Here is a 23607-nt window from a genome sequence, read left to right on the forward strand (position 1 = left end):
CGGGAGGACGAAACGGTGGCTGGCGAACAGCGGAGCGAGAACTCCGAACACGCCTTGCAGGTGCCCGCGGCGGCGCGTGAGCGGCATGCCCTGCTCGCGGAGCAGATCGAGGAGCACCGCTTCCGGTACTACGTGAACAGCCAGCCGATCGTCAGCGACGGCGAGTTCGACCGGCTGTTCCGCGAGCTGGGGCAGCTGGAGGAGGACCACCCGGAGCTGCGCACGCCCGACTCGCCGACCCAGCAGGTCGAGCGGGCGTACGAGACGGAGTTCACCGCCGTCCAGCACCGCGAGCGGATGCTCTCCCTGGACAACGCCTTCGACGACGAGGAGCTGGCGGCCTGGGCGGAGCGCGTCGCCAAGGACGTCGGCACCCCGGACTACCACTTCCTGTGCGAGCTGAAGGTCGACGGACTCGCCGTCAATCTCACCTACGAGCACGGCCGGCTGACCCGCGCGGCCACCCGTGGCAACGGCCGTGTGGGCGACGACATCACGTCCAACGTCCGGACGATCGCCGAGATCCCGCACCGCCTCACCGGGGAGAACGTGCCGGAGCTGGTCGAGATCCGCGGCGAGGTCTACTTCCCCATGGAGGCGTTCCAGGAGCTGAACGCGCGTCTGGTGGAGGCCGGTGAGAAGCCCTTCGCCAACCCGAGGAACGCGGCGGCGGGTTCACTGCGCCAGAAGGACCCCAAGATCACCGCGACCCGCCCGCTGCACATGGTGGTGCACGGCATCGGCGCGCGCGAGGGCTTCGGCATCGACTGCCTCTCGCACGCGTACGAGCTGCTGCGCGGCTGGGGTCTGCCCACCGCCCAGCACAACAAGGTGGTCCAGGACGTCGCGGGCGTACGGGAGTTCATCGCGTACTTCGGCGAGCACCGGCACTCCGTCGAGCACGAGATCGACGGAGTGGTCGTCAAGCTGGACGAGATCCCCCTCCAGGGCCGGCTGGGCTCCACCTCGCGCGCGCCGCGCTGGGCGATCGCCTGGAAGTACGCGCCGGAGGAGGTCAACACCAAGCTCGTGAACATCCGGGTGGGCGTCGGCCGCACCGGCCGCGTCACTCCGTACGCGCAGGTGGAGCCGGTGACGGTGGCCGGCTCCGAGGTCGAGTTCGCCACCCTGCACAACCAGGACGTGGTGAAGTCCAAGGGCGTCTGGATCGGCGACACGGTCGTGCTGCGCAAGGCCGGGGACGTCATCCCGGAGATCCTCGGCCCGGTCATCGACCTGCGGCCGGAGGACGCGTACGAGTTCGTGATGCCCGCCGAGTGCCCCGAGTGCGGCACGGAGCTGAAGGCCATGAAGGAGGGCGACATCGACCTCCGCTGCCCCAACGCGCGTACGTGCCCGGCCCAGTTGCGGGAGCGGCTGTTCTATCTCGCGGGCCGCAAGTGCCTCGACATCGAGAACTTCGGTTACGTGGCCGCCGCGGCGCTCACCAAGCCGCTGGAGCCGGCGACGCCGCCGCTGGTGGACGAGGGCGATCTCTTCGACCTGACCATCGACCAACTGCTGCCGATCCGGGCGTATGTCCTCGACCCGGACAGCGGACTGCCCAAGCGGGACCCGAAGACCGGTGAGGAGAAGATCGCCCAGGTCTTCGCCAACAAGGAGGGCGAGCCGAAGCGGAACGCCCTGGCGATGCTCAAGCACATCGACGAGGCCAAGTCCCGCCCGCTGGCCCGGATCATCACCGGTCTGTCCATCCGTCATGTCGGGCCGGTCGCGGCCGAGGCGCTGGCCCGGGAGTTCCGTTCGATCGACGCGATCGACGCGGCCACCGAGGAGGAGCTGGCGGCCGTCGAAGGCGTCGGGCCCATCATCGCGGGCTCGCTCAAGGAGTGGTTCGCGGTCGACTGGCACCGCGAGATCCTGCGCAAATGGCGGGCCGCGGGCGTCCGTACGGAGGAGGAGGCCACCGGCGAGGACGAGGGCCCCCGGCCCCTGGAGGGGCTCACGGTGGTCGTGACGGGCACCCTGGAGCGGTACACAAGAGATGGCGCGAAAGAGGCGCTTCAGACGCGCGGAGCCAAGGTGACGGGGTCCGTTTCGAAGAAAACGGCCTTCGTGGTGGTCGGCGAGAACCCCGGTTCGAAGCACGACAAGGCCGTCCAGCTGAAGGTGCCCGTGCTCGACGAGGACGGCTTCACCGTCCTTCTCGAACAGGGCCCGGACGCGGCGAGGGAGACGGCCACCACCCCCGAGGAGCCGCCGGTGGCGGGGGAGGAGACGGCCGCCGCGGCCGAGGTGGCGGCCGGGGTCACGGGTGAGGAGACGGAAATCACTCCCGAGGAGTAATGCGGTCAACTCCCCGAGGATCAGGGCGCACACCATCGAATTCGGGCCGCCAAGGTCACCCGTTCGGCGCATACCAGACGGATCTGGATGGGCGGGTCGCATTCGGGCAACAGCGGTAGAGCGCTGCCCGTTGGGGCCCTTGGCGGCCTACTGTTGTGAGGTGCGCCTGTCGCGCGCGGCCGCGCAGTGCGAATCCGGCCGCGCTGACATGACGACGCGCCCATCGCGTGGCATCGGCTCCGCCGGCTGTGAGAGGGACGGGAATGAAACCGACCGAGAGCGCCGCCCCGGTCTCACCCCCGCGCGGATTCGCGGGATTTGTGGCGGGACGCGCGGGTATCGCGGCCAGGACGCCGGTTCTTGTGGTGGGTATCGCCGTGGCCGTCCTGGTGACCGGACTGGTCCTCACCCTGCACGACGGGCGGGCGCTCTTCCCCGGCTCCACGGCCGGCTGGGCGCTGGCCGTGCTCACCGGCATCATCGTGGGCCACCTGGTCGCGCTCGGCCGCGACCGCTGGTGGGGCGGTACGGGCTCCGGCGCCGCCCTCACCCTGGCGGTCCTGCTGCTGTACGGCTGGGTGGCGGCCGGGCTCGTCAGCCTGGCCGTCGTCGTCCTGGTCGGGGTGGCCCGCCGGCACCGCTGGCGGCTGGGCGTCCTGCACGGCGCCGCGGACATCCTGGGCGTGGGGGCCGCCGCGCTCGTGCTCGCGCTGTTCGGAGTGGTCCCCACCGTCGAGCAGCCCTGGCAGCCGCTGGACTGGTCCATCGGCAGCGCCCCGCAGATCGTGCTGGCCGCCGCCACACATCTCGTCGTCACCCGGCTGCTGCTGTGGTACGCGCTGACGCCGCAGCACAGCGGAGAGCCGGCCGGCGCCCGTACCGCCCTCTACCGGCAGGGCCTCGTCGCGGTCGCGCTGCTCGGGATCGCCCCGCTGATCTGTGTCGTCGCGGTCTCCCTGCCGGTCCTCCTGCCGCTGTTCGCCATCCCGCTGATCGCCCTGGACTCCACGCTCTGGATCGCCCGGGCGCGGGCCGAGGAGCAGTTGCGCGACCCCCTGACCAAACTGCCCAACCGGCAGTGGCTGCTGGAGCGCACCTGGTCGGCGCTGGAGGAGGCGGAGGGCCTCGGCGCCCGGTCCGCGCTCGTCCTGATCGACCTCGACCGGTTCCGTTCGGTCAACGACACACTCGGTCATCTGGCCGGGGACCGGCTGCTGTTGCAGATCGCCGACCGGCTCCGGCTGGCCCTGCCGCACGGCGCCGAGGCCGCGCGCCTCGGCGGCGACGAGTTCGCCGTACTGCTCCCCACCTGCGACTCCACGACGAGCGCGCAGCGCGTGGCGCGCCATCTGGCGGCCGAGCTGTCCTCGCCGCTGGATCTCGACGGCCTCACACTCGTCCTGGAGGCGAGCGCCGGTGTCGCCGTCTACCCCGAACACGCGGTGGACGCCGAGGGGCTGCTGCGCCGCGCGGACGTCGCGATGTACCAGGCGAAGCGGGACCGTACGGGCGTCGAGGTGTACGAGTCGAAGCGCGACTCCAACACCCCCGACCGGCTCGGGCTGCTGGGCGATCTGCGGCGCGCGCTGGACGCCGGCGAGGTCGAGCTGCATTACCAGCCGAAGGTCCGCTTCGACGGTCAGGTGGCCGGGCTGGAGGCGCTGGTGCGCTGGGTGCACCCGGAGCGCGGCCGGGTCCCTCCCGACGACTTCATCGCCATTGCCGAGTCCTCCGGTCTGATGCCTCACCTCACGGAATACGTACTGGAGAAGGCTCTCGCTCAGGTCGCGCGCTGGCGATCCCAGGGGCTGATGGTCCCGGTGGCCGTCAATGTCTCGCCGCGCGATGTGCACACCCCTGGTTTCGCGGGCGCGGTGGCGGCGCGGCTGGCCCGGCACGGCGTTCCGGCGGGCTCCCTCCAGCTGGAGATAACCGAGCATGTGCTGCTGGAGGACCCCCAGCGGGCCGCCGACACCCTCGCCGGGCTGACCGGGCACGGCGTGAAGATGTCCCTCGACGACTTCGGCACGGGGTACTCCTCGCTGGTCCATCTGCGCCGGCTGCCGGTGAGCGAGCTGAAGATCGACCGCTCGTTCGTGGCCCGGCTGGCGGTCGACACGGAGGACGCGGAGATCGTCCGCTGCACCGTCGATCTGGCGCACTCGCTGGGCCTGCTGGTCGTCGCGGAGGGCGTCGAGGACGACGAGACCTGGGAGCGGCTGCGGGATCTGGGCTGCGACGCCGTCCAGGGCTGGCTGGTGGCCGCCGCGATGCCGCCGCACGAGGCGACGGCCTGGCTGCTGGCCAGGGGCGAGCGCGGCTGGCAGCGCCCGGCGGAGCTGGCGGCGCGGGCGCTTGAGCAGCCGGGGGCGTCGGGGGCGGCTGCTTCGGCCTCGGCGGCGGCGTCGGCTGCTTCGGCTGCTTCGGCACAGGTGGTGCGGCAGTCGGGGCACGCCGTGCAGTAGTACGGCGTGCCCCGGTAGTGCGGCGCGTCAGTACAGCGCGTCCCGGTGGTACGCCGTGCGGCAGGTCGTGCCGTAAGGGCCGCTCCGGAGCCGTACGGGAGCCGTCCGGAGCCGTACGGGAGGGTGCGGCCGAGGTCGACGAACGGGGCCCGGGGGGTGAGCGTTTCGTGGCCGGGCGTCGCGGCCCATAGGATTGGGGCACATTCCCAAACACTCACCCTGAGGATCGCTGCATGCCTGGCATCACGCGCGAGGAGGTCGCCCACCTCGCCCGGCTGGCGCGTCTGGAGCTGTCCGGCTCCGAACTGGACCATTTCGCCGGACAGCTCGACGACATCATCGGCGCGGTCGCCCGCGTATCCGAGGTAGCCGACCAAGACGTACCGCCGACCTCCCACCCGCTGCCGCTGACCAACGTCATGCGCGCGGACGAGGTCCGTCCGTCGCTCACCCCCGAGCAGGCGCTCTCCGGCGCCCCTGCCCAGGAGCAGCAGCGTTTCAAGGTGCCGCAGATCCTGGGGGAGGACTAAACAGCCATGACGGACAACAGCAAGTCGGACAGCACCCGGTCGGACAGCACTCAGTCGGACATCACCAAGCTCACGGCCGCCGTGATCGCCGAGCGCATCGCCGCCGGTGAACTCACGGCCGTCGAGGTCGCCGAGGCGCACCTGGCCCGTATCGAGGCCGTCGACGAGAAGGTCCACGCCTTCCTGCACGTCGACCGCGAGGGCGCGCTCGCGCAGGCCCGCGCCGTCGACGCGAAGCGCGCGGCGGGCGAGAAGCTCGGGCCGCTGGCCGGTGTGCCGGTCGCGCTCAAGGACATCTTCACCACCGAGGGTGTGCCGACCACGGTCGGTTCCAAGATCCTCGAAGGCTGGATCCCGCCGTACGACGCGACGCTCACGAAGAAGCTCAAGGCCGCCGGCGTCGTCATCCTCGGCAAGACCAACATGGACGAGTTCGCCATGGGGTCCTCCACCGAGAACAGCGCCTACGGCCCGACCGGCAACCCGTGGGACGTCACCCGGGTCCCCGGCGGCTCCGGCGGCGGCTCGGCGGCGGCGCTCGCCGCGTACCAGGCCCCCCTGGCCATCGGTACGGACACCGGCGGCTCCATCCGCCAGCCCGCCGCCCTCACCGGCACGGTCGGCGTCAAGCCCACCTACGGCGGGGTCTCCCGCTACGGCATGGTCGCCTTCTCGTCCTCCCTCGACCAGGGCGGCCCCTGCGCCCGTACGGTCCTGGACGCCGCGCTGCTGCACGAGGCGATCGCGGGCCACGACCCGCTCGACTCGACGTCCATCGACGCCCCGGTGCCGCCGGTGGTGGAGGCGGCGCGCAACGGCTCGGTCGCCGGGATGCGCGTCGGGGTCGTCAAGCAGTTCCGCGGCGAGGGCTATCAGGCGGGTGTCGTCCAGCGCTTCGACGAGTCCGTCGAGCTGCTCCAGAAGCTCGGCGCCGAGATCGTCGAGCTGGACTGCCCGTCCTTCGACCTCGGCCTCGCCGCGTACTACCTGATCGCGCCCTCCGAGTGCTCGTCGAACCTCGCGCGCTTCGACGCCATGCGCTACGGACTGCGCGTCGGCGACGACGGCACGCGCTCCGCAGAGGACGTCACCGCGCTGACCCGCGAGGCGGGCTTCGGCGACGAGGTCAAGCGCCGCGTCATCCTCGGCACGTACGCGCTCAGCTCCGGCTACTACGACGCGTACTACGGCTCCGCGCAGAAGGTCCGTACCCTCATCACCCGGGACTTCGAGAAGGCGTTCGAGCAGGTCGACGTGATCGTCTCCCCGACGACCCCGACCACCGCCTTCCCAATCGGCGAGCGCGCCGACGACCCGATGGCGATGTACCTCGCGGACCTGTGCACCATCCCGACCAACCTCGCGGGCAACGCGGCGATGTCGCTCCCCTGCGGCCTCGCGCCGGAGGACGGCCTCCCGGTCGGCCTCCAGATCATCGCCCCCGCCATGAAGGACGACCGGCTGTACAAGGTCGGTGCCGCGGTCGAGGCGGCCTTCGTGGAAAAGTGGGGCCACCCGTTGCTGGAGGAGGCACCATCGCTATGAGCAGTGCATTGACCAAGGCCAAGGGTTTCAAGAGGTCCAGGGCCGGAACGTATCTGTCGATCGGGACCACCGCGTTCGGCGCCATCAGCGTCGTCAAGCAGGCCAGAACGGCCCGCGGCGAACACGACACGCTCCGCCTCGTCGACGCCGTCGTCTCGGGCGTCGCGATCGTCACGGGCGTGGCGCTGCTGCTGCGCGAGCTGAAGCGGCTGGGCGACGACGACGTCCTGCTGGGCTGAGCGGATGCCGGGGGCCCGCTCCGCGCGGGCTCCCCGGTACCCCTGCGCACCGCTGCCACGGAAGGAGGCGACACAGTGATCACCCGCATCGAGATCGACGGCTTCAAGTCGTTCGTGGGCTTCGGCCTCGACGTGCGCCCCTGCACGGTGCTCATGGGTGTCAACGGCGCGGGGAAGTCGAACCTTCTGGACGCGTTGGACTTTGTCCGGCGGGTGGTGGGAGCGGGCCTGTCGAAGGCTCTGGACGGGAGTAATCCACGGCTTACCGCGCGGGATCTGCTGCACCACACGGACCATCCGCGTGGGGAATACACCGCGCCCGGGCTGACCATCAGGGTGCGTATGATCGTCCCGAGCCGCTTCGGCCCGCTTTCCGTGGCCGTACGAGTGGAAGTTGAGCGCAGAGGGGCATCCGCCGGTCCCGCGAAGCTCGCTCTGCGCCGCGGCCGCAGTGGTGCATGGGTGAGCAGGCTGGACCGTACGGAATGGATGGACCGGCTGGCGCTGCCGACCCGGCTGCGCACAGCACTCGTCGCCTCGCGGGACCTGTTTGACGCTCATTACGAGTCGGACTGGGGGGCGTTGACCGAAGCCGGGTTGTCAGGCCCGGAGGAGCTGCTGGCGAGCATTCTGCGGGAGACCGCGACCTGGGAGCGGATCGCTCTCGATCCCCCCGGTATGCGCAGCCCGTTCGGCGGCGATGACGGGATGTCGTTGCTCCCCGACGGGCGCAACCTCGCCGCCGTACTCCATCGCCTGGACGGCGACGTACTGCGTGACATGGAAGCCGACCTGGCCGCGCTCATCCCCGAAGCCTCCGGGATCCGGCCGCTCTACGACGAGCGGCGCGGTGAGTACGACTTCGACGTACGGTTCCGGCACACCGGCTGGACCTCGCCACCCATGCTGTCGGACGGCACGCTGCGCGTCCTCGCGCTGCTCGCCGCCTCGTACGACGACCGGCGGGCCGGGCTGCTCGCCGTTGAGGAGATCGAGAACGGGCTCCATCCCACCCGGATCGCGGAGCTGGTACGGCGGCTGCGCCGGGACGGGGACGACTTCCCCGATCTGGTGGACCGGGCCGAGGAGGCCAAGGGGTTCCGCCAGCTCATCGCGACCACCCACTCGCCCGTCCTGCTCTCCGCCCTCCGCGACGACGCCTCCGGCAGCCTCGTCTTCCTGGAGCAGGCGTCCCACATCGACCCGGCGCGCCCCGGGATCTCGACCGTGACCCGGGCCCGCCCCGTGCGTAAGCCCCTCGCGGACGAGGAGCCCGGCGACACGGTCACGGTCGAGCAGGTGAAGCGGCTGCTGGAGTCCATGGGACAGGTGATCTCATGAACCGGGCACGGCCTCTCACGGCGGGACTGCTGGTCGAAGGGCCGAGTGATCTGCCCTTCCTGGAGCGGCTGATCATCCGGCAGTTGGAGGAGACGCTGCACGCGCGGGCCCTCAAGGCCACCGAGGTGCTCGCCCCCTGCTCGACCGGCTCCGTGTACAGCACCGCGGCGCCGAAGCTCCTGCTGGCGGCGGCCCAGGAGCTGGCCGGCCGGTGCGACGTACTCTTCGTGCACCGGGACCACAAGGAGATCCCCGACGCGGGTGTCCTGCTGGAGGCGCTGTCCCAGTTGCCGAAGAGCGCGGCGGTGCCCGTCGTACTCGGGCCGAAGGTGATGACCGAGTCATGGGTCCTGGCGGACCGGGACGCGCTGGTCCGGGTGCAGCCCGCCGCCGATCTGTCGGCGCATCCGCACCTTCAGCCGGAGGATGTGGAACAGGGTAATCCGGCGCCAGGGCATCCGGCCCACCCGAAACGCGTGCTGGCGAACGTACTCAAGAAGGCCCGGCGATCCGACCCCGGCGATTACTTCGCCCGCCTCGCCGACGAAGTGGATCTCTCCGTACTCGGAAAGCTGTCGTCCTACCAGCGCTGGCTGGCCGACACCGATGAAGCATTGAAGAGGAAGAAGTACCTGTGACCGTCATTGACCTGGTGTCGTACGAGGACGCGCTGGCGACCTACGACCCCGTCATGGGCCTCGAAGTCCATGTCGAGCTGGGCACCAAGACCAAGATGTTCTGCGGCTGCTCGACCGAGCTGGGGGCCGAGCCCAACTCGCAGACGTGTCCGACCTGTCTGGGGATGCCCGGATCGCTGCCGGTCGTGAACGCGATCGGTGTCGAGTCCGCCATCAAGATCGGGCTCGCGCTGAACTGCGAGATCGCCGAGTGGTGCCGTTTCGCCCGGAAGAACTACTTCTATCCGGACATGCCGAAGAACTTCCAGACCTCCCAGTACGACGAGCCGATCGCCTTCAACGGCCATCTGGACGTCCAGCTGGAGGACGGGGAGATCTTCCGCGTGGAGATCGAGCGCGCCCACATGGAGGAGGACACCGGCAAGTCGCTGCACGTCGGTGGTGCCACCGGGCGGATCCACGGGGCCTCGCACTCGCTGCTGGACTACAACCGCGCCGGGATCCCGCTCATCGAGATCGTCACCAAGCCCATCGAGGGCGCCGGCGCGCGGGCGCCCGAGGTGGCCAAGGCGTACGTCGCCGAGCTGCGGGAGCTGATCAAGGCGCTCGGCGTGTCGGAGGCCCGGATGGAGATGGGCCAGATGCGGTGCGACGTGAACCTGTCGCTGCGCCCGCACGGCCGCGCGGAGTTCGGTACGCGGTCCGAGACGAAGAACGTCAACTCGCTGCGCAGTGTCGAGCGCGCCGCCCGGTTCGAGATCCAACGCCACGCCGCGGTGCTGGACGGCGGCGGCACGATCCTCCAGGAGACCCGGCACTTCCACGAGGAGGACGGGTCCACCACCTCCGGCCGGATCAAGGATAACGCCGAGGACTACCGGTACTTCCCGGAGCCCGACCTCGTGCCGGTCGCCCCGGCCCGCGCGTGGGTCGAGGAGCTGCGGGCCGCGCTTCCCGAGCTGCCGCGGGTACGCCGTAACCGGCTCCGCGAGGAGTGGGGCGTCTCCGAGCACGACATGCAGTCGATCCTCAACGCCGGCGCCATCGACCTCATCGTCGCCACGATCGACGCCGGCGCCCCGGCCGATCAGGCCCGTAAGTGGTGGATGGGCGAGCTGGCCCGGCACGCCAACGAGTCGGGCCGCGCGCTGGACGAGCAGCCGATCACCCCGGCGCAGGTCGCCCGGATCGCCGCGCTCGTCGCCGCCGGCGACCTGAACGACAAGTTGGCCCGTCAGGTCATCGAAGGCGTCCTCGCAGGTGAGGGCGGACCCGACACCGTCGTGGAGAAGCGCGGGCTGAAGGTCGTCTCCGACGAGGGCGCGCTCGGCGCGGCCGTGGACGAGGCGATCGCGGCCAACGCGGCCGTCGCCGACAAGATCCGCGCGGGCAAGGTCGCCGCCGCGGGCGCGCTCGTGGGCGCGGTCATGAAGGCCACGCGGGGACAGGCCGACGCGGCGCGCGTGCGCGAGCTGATCCTGGAGAAGCTCGGGGCCGAGGGCTGACATAACGTTGAGGGCTGACATCACCTACGTACGAAGTACGTAGTACGTAGTGACGCCGTGGGGGCGGGGCGCCGGGGAGCCGGTGCGCCGCCCCTTTTCCTGCTTTCGCTCCGGTAAAGGCCCCTCCCCGTGAACACCATCGTCGCCGAGACCGTCTCCGTCGGGCTGCTGCTCGGCGTGCTGGCGTTCGCCGTCGTGCGCCCGCGCGGGCTGCCCGAGGCCGTTGTCGCGGTGCCGGCCGCGCTGCTGGTCGTGGCGCTCGGCGCGGTGTCGCCGGCGGACGCATGGGAACAGACCCGTACGCTCCTGCCGGTCGTCGTCTTTCTCGCGGCCGTGCTGGTGCTCGCCCAGCTCTGCGCCGACGAGGGGCTGTTCGCCGCCGCCGGGGACCTGGTGGCGCGGGTCTGCGGGGGCAGACCGCGCACCCTGCTCGGCGGGGTGTTCGCCGTCGCCGCCGTGGTCACCGCCGTACTCAGCCTGGACGCCACGGTCGTGCTGCTCACCCCGGTGGTCTTCGCCACCGCTGCCCGGGTCGGCGCCCGGCCCCGGCCGCATGTCTACGCCACGACGCATCTCGCGAACTCGGCGTCGCTGCTGCTGCCCGTGTCCAATCTGACCAATCTGCTGGCCTTCACGGCGAGCGGGCTCACCTTCACCCGGTTCGCCGCGCTGATGGCGCTGCCCTGGCTGGCGGCGATCGCCGTCGAGTACGCCGTTTTCCGCCGCTTCTTCGCCGCCGATCTGGCCGCCGGTGCGCACCCCGCGAAGGGCGGCGAGCGGCCCGAGGTGCCGGTGTTCACGCTGGTGGTGCTGGGGCTGACCCTGGCGGGGTTCGCGGTCACCTCGTTCGCCGGGATCGAGCCGCTGTGGGCGGCGATCGCCGGAGCGGCCGTGCTGGCCGCGCGGGCGCTGCGGCAGCGCCGTACGACCCTGCCGGGACTGGTCCGCGCCACGTCCCCGCTCTTCTGTCTCTTCGTCCTGGCGCTCGGGGTCGTGGTGAAGGCCGTGGTGGACAACGGCCTCGACACCGGGATCGGCCGGATCCTGCCGGCCGGCTCGTCGCTGCTCTCGCTGCTCGCCATCGCCGGGGTCGCCGCCGTACTGGCCAATGTGATCAACAACCTGCCGGCGATCCTCGCGCTGCTGCCGGTGATCGGGCCCGCGGGCCCCGGGCCGGTGCTGGCCGCGCTGATCGGCGTCAACCTCGGCCCGAATCTGACGTACGTCGGCTCGCTGGCCACCCTGCTCTGGCGGCGCATCCTCCATGAGCACGACAGCGAGGCCGAACTCGGCCGCTTCACCCGGCTCGGCCTGCTGACCGTGCCGGCCACGCTGGCCGTGTCTACGGTGGCACTGTGGGGGACGCTGCGGCTGATCGGAGGCTGAGCGCCGCTGTGACCGTACTCGTCTGGATCACCGAGGCCACCTGGCCGGCCTGTGTCGACGCGGCCCGGCGCTGCCCGGCCGGTGCCGGTGCCGCGCCCGACGAGCTGGCGCTGCTGCATGTCAGCGACGACGAGGTGGCCGCCGCCGCGCACCGCGCCTACGCGGGCCTCCTCGGCCGCGGCCACCGGCCGGACCGGGACCCCGGCGCCCGGCTCGAAGCCCTCTCCCGGCCGGCCGCCGCGGATCTCCTGGAGGCCGCCGCGCACCGGCTCGGCCGGCCCTGCGTGTTCCTCGAACACCACGGCCGGGTGGAGCACGAGGTCGTACGGGCGGCGGCCGGGGCGGAGCTGCTGATCTGCGCCCGCGACGGCGAGCCCGGGCGGCCGGGGCCGCACAGCCTCGGGCGGGCGACCCGGTTCGTGGTGGACCACGCCGAGTGCCCGGTGCTGCTGGTGTGGCCGTACGGCGCGGAGGTGCCGGTGCCGCCGCCGGTGTAGCCGCCCGTACCGCTGCCGGTATAGCTGCCCGCACCTCCGTCCGTACCGCCGTCGGCCCAGTCTTCGGGGGCGTTCACCTCGGCGCCTTTCCGGGGTCTTTCTCCTGCCATCAGCCGTCACTACCGTCCCTGGCATGTCACGGGAGATCTCGCGCAGAAGAATGCTCGCCCTCGGCTCCGGCGCCCTGGGTACGGCCGCGGTCGGATCGGTGCTGCCGCCGTCCCTCCAGGCGGCGCTTGCCGCCGAGCCGCCCGCCGGCGGGCTGGAGGCGGTCCGGCACGTGGTGATCCTGATGCAGGAGAACCGTTCGTTCGACCACTACTTCGGCACCCTGCGTGGGGTGCGCGGCTTCGGTGACCGCAACGCGGTGGAACTGCCCTCCGGGGAGCCCGTCTTCGCCCAGCCGGGCGCGGGCGCCTCCGCTGCCGCTGCCGCGCCGGGTGGCGGCCCGGCCGCCGTGCTGCCGTTCCCGATCCGGGACGCCGCCGCGGCGCAGCGCGAGGACCTCCAGTACATCGGGGATCTCGACCACTCGTGGGACGGCGGGGCCTCGGCCTGGAACAACGGCTGGATGGACCGCTGGGTCTCCGCCAAGACCGCCGCGACCATGGCGTACTACGACCGGCGGGACATCCCGCTCCACTACGAACTCGCCGACACCTTTACGGTCTGCGACGCGTACCACTCCTCCATCCACTCCTCGACGAGCCCCAACCGCAACCACCTGTGGAGCGGCTGGACCGGCTTCGAGGCCGACGGGCGGCGGGCCGTGGGCAATGACGCGTACGAGGAGGACACCCACCCGGGCTACCCGTGGCCGACCTACGCGGAGCGGCTGGAGAAGGCGGGCCGGAGCTGGCAGACATACACCGAGTGGGAGAACTTCACCGACAACAACATCGAGTTCTTCACCGTCTTCAAGGACATCGCGCGCAAGGCGCTCGCCCCGGCACGCGCGCTGTCCGGGCAGCCCGGCGCGGCCGGCTTCACGTACATGGAGGCGTTCTACGCCGCGGTGCGCGACACGGCGGACCCGGCCGGGCGCGAGCGGCTGCTCGCCGCGCTGGAGGAGGGCGTCGCCACCCTGGACCGGCGCGAGCGCTCGCTCTTCGAGCGGGGGCTGCGGCGGGTGGAGAGCGGCACACTGGCCGAGCGGTTCCGGGCGGATGTGGCCGCCGGGACGCTGCCCGAGGTGTCGTACCTGGTGCCGCCCGCGGTCGACTCCGAGCACCCCGGCTCCTCGTCGCCGGTCGCCAGCGCGGGCCTCGTCTACAAGGTCCTCGACGCGCTCGGGGCGCATCCGGAGGTCTGGCGCCACACCGTCGTACTGATCAACTACGACGAGAACGACGGCTTCTTCGACCATGTGCCGCCGCCCGTGCCGCCCCTGGACGACCCCGACGAGCGCTGGCGGGGCCGGCCGACCGGGCTCGGTATGCGGGTGCCGCTGCTGGTCGTGTCGCCGTGGACGGTCGGCGGGCATGTCTGCTCGCAGGTCTTCGACCACACCTCCGTCATCCGTTTCCTGGAGCGGTGGACAGGGGTGGCCGAGCCGAACATCACCGCCTGGCGGCGTACCGTCACCGGCGATCTGACCTCGGCGTTCGACTTCACGGACAGCCGGAGCCTGCCCGCGGTGGAACGGCCCGCCGCCGTACCGCCGTTCACCGGCCGCTGGCGGCCCGTACCCCCGGCCGAGCAGCGGATGCCCGTGCAGGAGCCCGGCGTCCGCCCGGCGCGCCCGCTGCCGTACCAGACCGACGCGTACGGGCGGGTCGGCGCCGACGGCCGCGCCTTCGAGGTCGTGCTGAGCAATACAGGGCGCGCGAGCGCGCACTTCGCGCTCTATCCGTACGCGGGTGAGTTCGCGGTGCCGCAGCACCGCGATGTAAGGGGCACGGCGCAATGGACGGTGCCCCTTACCGGGGCGGCCGGGACCGGGACGACCGGGACCGGGGCGGCTGGGACCGGGCGGGACGCGTACCGGTTCACGATCACCGGGCCGAACGGCTTCCGGCGCGAGTTCTCCGGTCCGGCGACCGGCCGGGGCGCCGAACTCTCCTCCTCCGTCGACCATCACGACCGCGATCTCCATCTCACCCTGCGCAACAGCGGCGACCGGTCGGTCACCTTCACCGTGCGCCCGCTCGGATACGTCGACGAGGCCGACCTGAGCGGCTGGACCCGGCGGATCACGGTGAAGCCGGGCAAGGAGCGGGCCGTGGTGCACTCGGCGGCCGACGCCCACGGCTGGTACGACATCGAGGTCACCGCGGACGAGGTCACCGCGGACGGTGTAACTGAGGACAGTGACGGGCACGCGCGCGTGCCGTTCCGCCGCCGCCTCATGGGGCATATCGAGAACGGCCGGGTGAGCGTATCCGGGTAGCGTCCGCACCCGCCTCGGCGCTGCCCGAGCCTTGGCCGCCGCATGAACGACATGCGAATATGCGCACGTCAGAAGCTGTATGCGGCAGTGCAGAGGAGCAGGATGTTCGCCGTACCGCTCGGGGACGACGCCGAGTTGTGTCCCCTTGAACCGTGGCAGGCGGGGGAGTTCCTCGCGCACATGGACCGCGCCCGCGATCTGGTGGACGAGCACATCGGGCTCGCCGAGGCCGTCACCGATCCCGAGTCCGCCCTGGCGCTGCTCACCGCGTACGCCCGGAAGCAGGCGGCCGACTCCGGGCGCATCTACGGGATCCGGGTCGGCGGCACGCTGGTCGGCGGGGTGCTCTTCCGCGTCTTCGACGCGCGGGCCGGCAACTGTGAGGTCGGCTGCTGGCTGGAGCCCTCGGCGACCGGCCGCGGTCTGGTCACCCGGGCCGCGCGGGTGCTGATCGACTGGGCTGTCGAGGAGCGCGGGATCCACCGTGTGGAGTGGCGGGTCTCCACCGAGAACGCGGCGAGCATCCGGGTCGCGGAGCGGCTCGGCATGGTCCGGGAGGGCGTGCTGCGGGCCGAGTATCTGCACCGGGGGCGGCGGGTGGACGCCGAGGTCTGGTCCGTTCTGGCACCGGAATGGCGCGCGGCCCGGCATTCTCAGGAAGCTCTCAGACACGCCCCCTAGCGTGCGCCGTATGAACCCCACCCCCGAGACCCAGACCCCCGAGACCGACGCCGCCGATCTGACCAAGGCGGTGGCCGGGAGCGACGCGAAGGCCGAGGTCACGGACGCCGAGGTGAAGGACACCAAGGCCAAGGACGCCGAGGTCAAGGACCAGGTCAAGGCCGACACCAAGGCCGACACCAAGGCCGACACCAAGGCCGGCACCACGACCGCGGCCACCGAAGTCGCGGTCGCGGACGAAGCCGAGCAGGAGGACCAGGACGAGGAGGCCGATGACGCGGAGAACGCCTACGACGACGAAGAGACCGCCGCGGCCGGCGGCTCGTCCGGTCTTGGCTCCGCGGCGTCTGCCGTCCTCGCCGTCTGCCTCGGCATCGTCGCCCTCACCGGCACCTGGACCAGCCGTGTCCTCGCGGAGCGCCAGGGGCTTGTCGGCCAGCTCAAGACCGGTCAGTCCGCCACCGCCGAGCAGCAGATAGCCGCGATCTACGGTGACGCCTGGCATGTCACCGCGGCCGTCAACGGCGGTGTCGCGCTGCTGGCGCTGATCCTCGGCGCGATCGTGCTTGTCCTGCCGGTGGGACGTACCGCCTGGGTACGCCCCTTCGCGCTGGCCGGCGCGGTGCTCGGCTTCCTCGGCCTGCTGACGGCCGTCGCCATGTACTTCGATCTCTTCGCGGCCATGCCGACCACCTCCTCCTGAGGTACGGCCCGAGGCACGGCGCCCCGGCCCGGGTACGGCCTTAGGCCGTACGTCGGTCCTTACCCGGGCCACACCCTCTTTCTAAGGCACCGGGGCCCGGCAACATGCGGCACACTCCCGATGCGGCTCCACCCCCTGGGAGACGAAGGTTGAGGCATCAGCAGGACGCCACAGCACTTCCCCGGGGGGACACACGATGTACGCGTACGAACTTCACCAGATCCGAAGCGCCGAACTGCTCCGTGAGGCCGCCGACCGGCGTCTCGTACGGGAGGTCCGCCGGGCCGGCAAGCAGGCCCGGCGCGCGGCCCGGCGACCGGCCGCGAACGCCCCGGAGGGGCAGGCGAGTCCGCCCCGCGACCGGTTCGGCCACGCCGCGTGACCTGGCCCGATCCGGCCGGGGCGGGTGCGGGTCCGGGCGCGGGCCAGGGACCGCGGCAGGGACCCGGCCAGGGACCCGGCCGGGGAAAATCCAGTGCCCCGTTGTCAGACCCCTGTGCGATGCTCGGCACCGTGGAGACCAGGTCTGTCAGCCCGGTGTTCGTCGGCAGGACCGACGAGCTGACCGTGCTCACCCAAGCGCTCGCCCGCGCCACCGCGGGCGAGCCTCAGGCGTTGCTCATCGGCGGCGAGGCCGGGGTCGGCAAGACCCGGCTCGTCGAGGAGCTGCACGAGGTCGCGTGCGCGCGCGACGCCGTTGTCGTGACCGGCGGATGCCTGGAGATCGGCGCGGAAGGACTGCCGTTCGCGCCGTTCTCCACCGCGCTGCGCTCCCTGCGCCGCCAGCTGCCCGACGAGCTGGCCACGGCGGCCGAGGGCCAGGAGGACGAGCTGGCCAGGATCCTGCCCGAGCTGGGCCGGTCCCACCGGGGCGCGCTCGACGAGGACGGCACCGCCCGGCTCTTCGAGCTGACGGCCCGGCTGCTGGAGCGGCTCGCGGCGGACCGTACGATCCTGCTCGTCCTGGAGGACCTGCACTGGGCGGACGCCTCCACCCGCCATCTCCTCACCTACCTCGTCCGCGCGCTGCGCCGCGGCCGGCTCGTCGTGCTCGGTACGTACCGGGCCGACGATCTGCACCGCCGCCATCCGCTGCGTCCGCTCCTCGCCGAGCTGGACCGGCTGCGCTCCGTCCGCCGGATCGAGCTGTCCCGGTTCAACCGGGCCGAGGTACGCCGCCAGCTCACCGGAATCCTGGCCGAGGAGCCCGATCCCGCCCTGGTGGACCAGATCTTCGAACGCTCCGACGGGAACGCGTTCTTCGTGGAGGAGCTGGCCTGTTCCATCGGCACCGGCTCCCGCGCGGGACTGAGCGACTCGCTGCGCGATCTGCTGCTCGTCCGGGTCGAGGCGCTCCCCGAGGACGCCCAGCGGGTCGCCCGGATCGTCGCCGAGGGCGGCACCACCGTCGAGTACCCGCTGCTGCTGGCCGTCGCCCGGCTCGCGGAGGACGATCTCATCGAGGCGCTGCGGGCCGCCGTAGGCGCCAACATCCTGCTGCCGAGCCCGGACGGCGACGGCTACCGCTTCCGGCACTCCCTGGTGCGCGAGGCGGTCAGCGACGATCTGCTGCCCGGCGAGCGGTCCCGGCTCAACCGCCGTATCGCGGAGGTCCTGGAGGCCGACCCCGGGCTCGTACGGGCCGATGAGCGCACCACCCGCCTCGCCAGCCACTGGTACCACGCGCACGACCCGGCGAAGGCCCTGCCCGTCGTCCTGCGCGCCTCCGTCGAGGCCCGGGAGCGGTACGCGCACGCGGAGCAGCTCCGCCTGCTCGAACGGGCCATGGAGCTGTGGGACAACGCCCCCGCCGACGTACGGGGCACCCTGCGCCCGCCGGACGACCTGGACGCGTATCCCGCCTGCGGCGGCGGCAGCTCGCACGCGTCGCCGCTGCGCTTTCTGGATCTGATGGCGGAGGCCACGAGCGCCGCCCGCGTCGGCGGCGATCACGAACGCGCCCTGGCCATCTCGAAGAAGGCCCTGCGGATCCTCGACGGGCAGGAGGAGGGGAAGGACCCGCTGCGCGCCGCGTGGTTCTGGATCCAGCGCTCCCTGCTCGTGCAGAGCCTGACCCGCGGCGACGGCTGGCGGGAACTGGCCACGGCCCAGGAGCTGGTACGCGGCCTCCAGCCGTCCGCTGTGCACGCGGAGGTCCTCACCATGGTCGCCACCTGGGGCGCGCTGCACCGGCCCGGCCCCGATGTACTGGCCGGCGCCGAGCGCGCCGTGGAGTACGCGCGGCTCGTCGGCGCCGAGCACACCGAGCTGAACGCGCGTCTCACCCACGGCTGGCTCACCGCCGACGCGGGCGACGCCGAGGCGGGCATCGCAGAGATGTACGCGGCCCGTGCCCGGGCCGTCGAGCTGGACGCCGTCGGCATCCTGGGGCGCGCCAGCGTCAATCTGCCCTCCACGCTGGAGAGCAGCGGACGCTCGGAGGAGTCGGTGAAGGTCGCGGAGGAGGGCATCGCCTTCACCCATCAGCGCGGGCTCGCCGACTCGGAGGCATGGGTCCGCTCCAACCAGGCCCAGTCCCTCTTCTCGCTCGGGCGCTGGTCCGAGGCGGACCGTGTCCTCGCGGCCGCGGCGGATGTCGCCCAGTCCCAGAAGGCGCGCGGGCTGATCGCCATCCATCGCGCGGAAATATCCCTGGCCCGGGGTGACTTGGACGAGACCCGGCGTCAGGTGGAGCTGAACCGGGGCTTCTTCGGCACCCACGACTTCCAGCCGCAGCATGTGATCCCCCCGGCGAGGCTGATGATGACCCTCGCCTCGCGCCAGGGGCAACTGGCCGCCGCCCGAGCCGAGTTCGAGCAGATCACCACCAACGGCTTCCCCCTGGGCACCCATCGGTACGCGCTCCCGCTGCTCTGTACGGCGGCGGCGATCGAGGCCGACGCCCGAGGGCTGCCGGACGCCGACGCGGGCCGGGCGGAGGTGCTCGCGACCGTACGGGCCCTCGGGAAGCGGCAGCCGGCCCTGGTGCCCGTCTGGCAGGCGTACGCGCTGCTGCTGGAGGCCGAGCTGGCCCGGGCCGAGGGCCTTCCCGCGCCGGAGCGCTGGACCCGTACGGTGACCGCCTTCGAGGGCGTCTCGCGCCCCTACGAGCTGGCGCACGCCCGGCTGCGGCTCGCGGCGGCCCTGCTGGACTCCGGCACCGATCGTACCGAGGCCGCCGAGCCGCTGCGCGCGGCCCACCTCACCGCCACCGCGCTCGGCGCGCGCCCCCTGGCCGACGAGATCGAGCTGCTGGCCGGGCGGGCCCGGATCGGTCTCACGGGCGAGCCCGACACGGCGCCGCCCGCCGACCCGGTCCGCGCCCTGGGCCTGACCCCGCGCGAGCGGGACGTACTGCGGCTGGTCGCCGCCGGGCACAGCAACCGGGGGATAGCCGAGGAGCTGTACATCTCGCCGAAGACCGCGAGCGTCCACGTCTCCAACATCCTGGCGAAGCTGAGCGTCTCGGGACGTACGGAAGCGGCGGCGTTCGCACACCGCCTCCGCCTCTTTCAGCCCTGACGATCCTCGTGGTCCTCGTGGTCCTGGGGATCCTCCGGACCGGAATCGTCCTCGTCCCGCACCCGTATCGTCACCTTGCCGGACGAGAGGTCTATCGGGCCGCGCCCCGGGTCGCCGGACTCGGTGTCGACGCGGCTCAGCTCCAGCCTCTTCCGCTCCTCATGGGTGTGCTTGCGGCCCGGCGCGAAGATCTCCTCGAACATGTTGAACACGGTCCGCTCACACCCTCACCCTCACTTGACCGTCAGCCGAAGGATCCTGTCGTCCCCCGCTCGCGGGGTGCCCCGGCCGTCCGTGTTACTGCTGACCAGCCACATCCCGTCGCCGCCGGCCGCGAGCACCGTCCGCAGACGGCCGTACTTCCCCTCCAGGAACGCCTCGGGGGCCGCCGCGGATTCCCGGCCCGCCAGCGGAATCCGCCAGAGCCGTGCCCCGCGCAGCCCCGCCATCCACAGGGAGCCCTCCGCGTACGCCAGACCGCTCGGCGACGCCTCGTCCGTCCGCCACTGCGCCACGGGGTCCACATAGCCGGACCGGCCGGCCTTCCCCTCGACCACCGGCCAGCCGTAGTTCTTGCCGGGCTCGATCAGGTTCAGCTCGTCCCAGGTGTTCTGGCCGAATTCCGCGGCCCACAGCCGGCCCGCCGCGTCCCAGGCCAGGCCCTGCACATTGCGGTGGCCCAGCGAGTAGACCACCGAATCCGCCGACGGGTTCCCGTGCACCGGCTGCCCGTCCGGCGTCATCCGCAGGATCTTCCCGCCCAGCGACTTCGGGTCCTGCGAGAGCCCGGTGTCGCCCGCCTCGCCCGTGCCCGCGTACAGCATGCCGTCCGGCCCGAAGGCGATCCGGCCGCCGTTGTGGATGGTCCCCTTGGGGATGCCGCGCAGTACGGTGTCGGGCGCGCCCAACTGCTGCCCGGCGGGCTTCTTCGGGTCGTACAGCATCCGGGCGACGCGGTTGTCCGACTCAGTGGTGAAGTACGCGTACACGAGACGGTCCGAGGCGTACGAGCGTGAGACCGCGATCCCCAGCAGACCGCCCTCGCCCGCCGGGGAGACCCCCGGCACCGAGCCGATCGTGGTCTGCTTGCCGCTCTCCGTGTCGACGCGGGTGATCGTCCCGTCGTCGCGCGAGGAGACGAGCAGCCCGCCGTCCGGCAGGGCCGCCAGCCCCCAGGGCGACTTGAGCCCCTCGGTCAGCGTGGCCGCGACCTCGACCGACCCCTTCGCGGGCGGTGGCGGCGACGGGCTGGCCGATCCGTCCTCGGACGGCGCCGCCGCCGGGCTCGACGCGGGGCTTCTGCCGAGGTCGGGCGCGCGGTCGGACGAGCATCCGGTGGCCACGAGGAGAGCGGCAGTGGCACACACGGCCGTCACTGCTGAACGCTGCACGGGTCCGTTCCCTTCGACGAGACGAGACGAGACGAGATGAGCTGAGACGAGCTGAGACGAGTTCGGGCGGGATCCTGCGGAGGAAAGACCGCCGTCTCCTGTTCATACACCGCCGCCCCGCCAGGAGTTCCCGACGCGGCGCCCGAACGCCACGCATGACACTCAGACCCACGACTCCCGTACCGGCGGCAGCGCCGCGATCTCGGCAAGATCGCGCTCCGACAGCGTCAGCGCCGCCGCCCCCGCGTTCTCCACCGCCCACTCCACCCGCTTCGTCCCCGGCAGCGGCACCACATGGCGCCCCCGGCTCAGCACCCACGCCAGTGCCACCTGCGCCGGAGTCGCCCCGTACCGCTCCGCTATCCGCCGCAGCCCGACCACCAGCGGCTGGTTCGAGGCCATGATCTCGGCCGTGAACCGGGGGTGGCGGGCCCGTAGATCGTCCGGCTCGAAGCCCTGTCCCGGAGTGAGCGTGCCGGTCAGAAAGCCGTTGCCCAGGGGCATCGCCGCCAGGAACCCGATCCCGCGCGCCTCGCACCACGGCAGCAGCCGGTCCAGTGCCTCCGGCGACCAGACCGACAGCTCCGCCTCCACCGCGCTCACCGGAAACACCTGCTGCACCCGCTCCAGCTGCCGGATCGTCGACTCGTGCAGATGCGCGCCCGACCGCCGGCGCGAGGCGCGCGCGCCCACCGCGCACAGCCCCAGCGCCCGTACCTTCCCCGCCCGCACCAGCTCCGACATCGCCCCCCAGGTCTCCTCGACCGGTATCTCGGGGTCCGCGCGGTGCAGCTGGTAGAGATCGATCACATCGGTCTGGAGCCGGCGCAGCGAGGCGTCACAGGCGCGCCGTACATAGTTCGGCCGGCCGTTGGCCACGATGTGCTGATCGCCGACGAGCAGCCCGCACTTGGTCGAGACGAAGACCTCGCCGCGCCGCTGCCCGACCACCCGCCCCAGCAGCAGTTCATTGGTGAAGGGGCCGTACATGTCGGCCGTGTCGAGCAGGCTCGTCCCGGCGTCGAGCGCCGCGTGCACGGTACGGAGCGACCGGTCGCCGCGCTGCTGCGAACCGGTGTAGGCCCAGTGCATGGGCATGCAGCCGAGTCCGACCGCCCCCACGTCGAGCGCCGCCGCGCCGAGAGTCCTGCGCTCCAACTGCCCGTACCCCTCCCAAGACCGACCGGCGCCGCCCTCAAGCTAACCTCATCACCCCGGCGGGCTTCGCATAGCCTCCTGACCATGACTTCAGACGTATGGCTGCCGCTTCCGGCGGACGAGATCGAGGGCCTTCCCGAGGGCCTGGACTACCGCTTCTGGGACGGCGGGGAGGACTATCCCGCCGACCCGGCCGACTGCTCCTTCTATGTCGTCCCGTACATGTCGCGGCCGGGGGTCGCGATACGGCCACTCGCCGCCATGACCTCCGTACGCGTCGTGCAGACCCTGTCCGCCGGTGTCGACAACGTGGCCCCCGCGCTCGGCGCGCTGCCCCAGGGCGTACGGCTGTGCAACGCCAAGGGCGTCCATGAGGCCAGCACGGCCGAACTGGCCCTCGCCCTGACGCTCGCCTCGCTGCGTGGGCTCCCTGACTTCGTCAGGGACCAGGACCGGGGGGAGTGGCGGTCCGGCTTCCACCAGTCGCTCGCCGACAAGTCCGTGCTGATCGTCGGGTACGGGTCGATCGGCGCCGCCATCGAGGACCGGCTCGCGCCCTTCGAGTGCGCGCGGGTGGCGCGCGTCGCGCGCTCCGCCCGCACCACCGGGCGCGGTCCGGTCCACGCGTTCACCGAACTGCCCGCGCTGCTGCCCGAGGCGGATGTGGTCATCCTCTCGACACCGCTCACCGACACCACGAAGGGCCTGGCCGGAGCCGGTTTCCTGGCCCGGATGAAGGACGGCGCGCTGCTCGTGAACGTCGCGCGCGGCGCGGTCGTCGACACCAAGGCGCTCCTCGCCGAGCTGGAGAGCGGCCGGATCCGGGCGGCCCTCGATGTCACCGACCCCGAACCCCTGCCGCGGGACCATCCGCTCTGGCATGCTCCGGGTGTCCTGATCAGTCCCCACGTCGGCGGACCCACCTCCGCCTTCCTGCCCCGGGCGCACCGGCTGCTGGCCCGGCAGCTGACCCGATTCGCCGCCGGGGAGGAGCTGTTGAACGTCGTCCTCACCACCGAGGGCTGAAAGAGCGGGCGGGCGGCGCCCGTTCACCACGCTCCGCACCCGTACGGACACCCTCGCCGGACCCCCGATGGCCACAACACCCCAGGTCGTCACGGAGAGTAGAAGAACTATGTCCCTGAGTGACGAGTCTGGTGTATCGTCCCGATCTGGGGGCTGTGCCGTGCCCGGGGCGGCGCGGCGGAGCGATCAGGAACAGAGGGGGGCGACGGGCGATGTACGGCCAATGGACGAACGATCCGACGCGGCAGGGACGCCGGCGGCGGCCTCCGGACACCTCGGAGCGC

At 71.9% G+C, this 23607-nt stretch carries 19 protein-coding genes; 16 read left to right on the top strand and 3 right to left on the bottom strand.

Annotated elements, in window-relative coordinates; genetic code table 11:
• The first annotated feature begins 15 nt into the window (after positions 1 to 15).
• From ligA to DVK44_RS25520, 15 genes are all read left to right on the top strand, one after another.
• Entirely contained in the window at positions 16 to 2307 is a 2292-nt protein-coding gene (ligA, locus tag DVK44_RS25450) for an NAD-dependent DNA ligase LigA (protein ID WP_228447370.1), read from the top strand.
• 263 nt (positions 2308 to 2570) lie between these two features.
• Positions 2571 to 4772, top strand: a complete 2202-nt coding sequence (locus tag DVK44_RS25455) for a putative bifunctional diguanylate cyclase/phosphodiesterase (RefSeq protein WP_114662188.1) — start codon at positions 2571 to 2573, stop codon at positions 4770 to 4772.
• Positions 4773 to 5005: 233 nt separating this feature from the next.
• Complete coding sequence (gatC, locus tag DVK44_RS25460; RefSeq protein WP_114662190.1) at positions 5006 to 5302, top strand: Asp-tRNA(Asn)/Glu-tRNA(Gln) amidotransferase subunit GatC; 297 nt, start codon at positions 5006 to 5008, stop codon at positions 5300 to 5302.
• Positions 5303 to 5308: 6 nt separating this feature from the next.
• Entirely contained in the window at positions 5309 to 6847 is a 1539-nt protein-coding gene (gene gatA, locus DVK44_RS25465; protein WP_114662192.1) for an Asp-tRNA(Asn)/Glu-tRNA(Gln) amidotransferase subunit GatA, read from the top strand.
• Positions 6844 to 7086 (top strand): hypothetical protein, encoded by a 243-nt coding sequence (locus DVK44_RS25470; protein WP_114662194.1) that lies wholly within the window; start codon positions 6844 to 6846, stop codon positions 7084 to 7086. The genes gatA and DVK44_RS25470 overlap by 4 nt, the downstream gene beginning before the upstream one ends.
• Before the next feature lie 75 nt (positions 7087 to 7161).
• Entirely contained in the window at positions 7162 to 8427 is a 1266-nt protein-coding gene (locus tag DVK44_RS25475; RefSeq protein WP_114662196.1) for an AAA family ATPase, read from the top strand.
• Positions 8424 to 9065, top strand: a complete 642-nt coding sequence (locus DVK44_RS25480) for a hypothetical protein (RefSeq protein WP_114662198.1) — start codon at positions 8424 to 8426, stop codon at positions 9063 to 9065. Before DVK44_RS25475 ends, DVK44_RS25480 begins: the two co-directional genes overlap by 4 nt.
• Positions 9062 to 10570: an Asp-tRNA(Asn)/Glu-tRNA(Gln) amidotransferase subunit GatB gene (gatB, locus tag DVK44_RS25485; RefSeq protein WP_114662200.1), complete on the top strand. Its 1509-nt coding sequence runs from the start codon at positions 9062 to 9064 to the stop codon at positions 10568 to 10570. The genes DVK44_RS25480 and gatB overlap by 4 nt, the downstream gene beginning before the upstream one ends.
• A gap of 138 nt (positions 10571 to 10708) precedes the next feature.
• Positions 10709 to 11956: an SLC13 family permease gene (locus DVK44_RS25490; protein ID WP_408055414.1), complete on the top strand. Its 1248-nt coding sequence runs from the start codon at positions 10709 to 10711 to the stop codon at positions 11954 to 11956.
• 8 nt (positions 11957 to 11964) lie between these two features.
• Positions 11965 to 12453: a universal stress protein gene (locus DVK44_RS25495; protein WP_114662204.1), complete on the top strand. Its 489-nt coding sequence runs from the start codon at positions 11965 to 11967 to the stop codon at positions 12451 to 12453.
• Positions 12454 to 12586: 133 nt separating this feature from the next.
• Positions 12587 to 14842: a phosphocholine-specific phospholipase C gene (locus DVK44_RS25500; protein ID WP_114662206.1), complete on the top strand. Its 2256-nt coding sequence runs from the start codon at positions 12587 to 12589 to the stop codon at positions 14840 to 14842.
• Between the two features lie 102 nt (positions 14843 to 14944).
• On the top strand, positions 14945 to 15523 hold the full coding sequence (locus tag DVK44_RS25505; protein ID WP_114662208.1) for a GNAT family N-acetyltransferase: 579 nt from the start codon (positions 14945 to 14947) through the stop codon (positions 15521 to 15523).
• A 10-nt stretch (positions 15524 to 15533) separates the two neighbouring features.
• The gene (locus DVK44_RS25510; protein ID WP_114662210.1) at positions 15534 to 16226 is read left to right on the top strand and encodes a hypothetical protein; all 693 of its coding nucleotides are present in this window, start codon (positions 15534 to 15536) and stop codon (positions 16224 to 16226) included.
• Between the two features lie 196 nt (positions 16227 to 16422).
• Positions 16423 to 16608 (top strand): hypothetical protein, encoded by a 186-nt coding sequence (locus DVK44_RS25515; RefSeq protein WP_114662212.1) that lies wholly within the window; start codon positions 16423 to 16425, stop codon positions 16606 to 16608.
• A 119-nt stretch (positions 16609 to 16727) separates the two neighbouring features.
• On the top strand, positions 16728 to 19748 hold the full coding sequence (locus DVK44_RS25520; RefSeq protein WP_114662214.1) for a helix-turn-helix transcriptional regulator: 3021 nt from the start codon (positions 16728 to 16730) through the stop codon (positions 19746 to 19748).
• Here the strand turns inward: DVK44_RS25520 and DVK44_RS25525 are convergent.
• From DVK44_RS25525 to DVK44_RS25535, 3 genes are all read right to left on the bottom strand, one after another.
• Positions 19739 to 19960: a DUF6191 domain-containing protein gene (locus DVK44_RS25525; RefSeq protein WP_114662216.1), complete on the bottom strand. Its 222-nt coding sequence runs from the start codon at positions 19958 to 19960 to the stop codon at positions 19739 to 19741. The genes DVK44_RS25520 and DVK44_RS25525 overlap by 10 nt on opposite strands.
• 21 nt (positions 19961 to 19981) lie before the next feature.
• Positions 19982 to 21139 carry a PQQ-dependent sugar dehydrogenase gene (locus tag DVK44_RS25530; protein ID WP_228447371.1) on the bottom strand — a complete coding sequence of 386 codons (1158 nt, stop codon included), beginning with the start codon at positions 21137 to 21139 and terminating at the stop codon, positions 19982 to 19984.
• Between the two features lie 162 nt (positions 21140 to 21301).
• On the bottom strand, positions 21302 to 22297 hold the full coding sequence (locus DVK44_RS25535; protein WP_114662220.1) for an aldo/keto reductase: 996 nt from the start codon (positions 22295 to 22297) through the stop codon (positions 21302 to 21304).
• A gap of 84 nt (positions 22298 to 22381) precedes the next feature.
• Here DVK44_RS25535 and DVK44_RS25540 point away from each other — a divergent pair, with 84 nt between their 5' ends.
• On the top strand, positions 22382 to 23323 hold the full coding sequence (locus DVK44_RS25540) for a 2-hydroxyacid dehydrogenase (protein WP_114662222.1): 942 nt from the start codon (positions 22382 to 22384) through the stop codon (positions 23321 to 23323).
• The last annotated feature ends 284 nt before the right edge of the window (positions 23324 to 23607 follow it).

Origin of the sequence: Streptomyces paludis (genome assembly GCF_003344965.1) — a bacterium.
Classification (GTDB): domain Bacteria; phylum Actinomycetota; class Actinomycetes; order Streptomycetales; family Streptomycetaceae; genus Streptomyces; species Streptomyces paludis.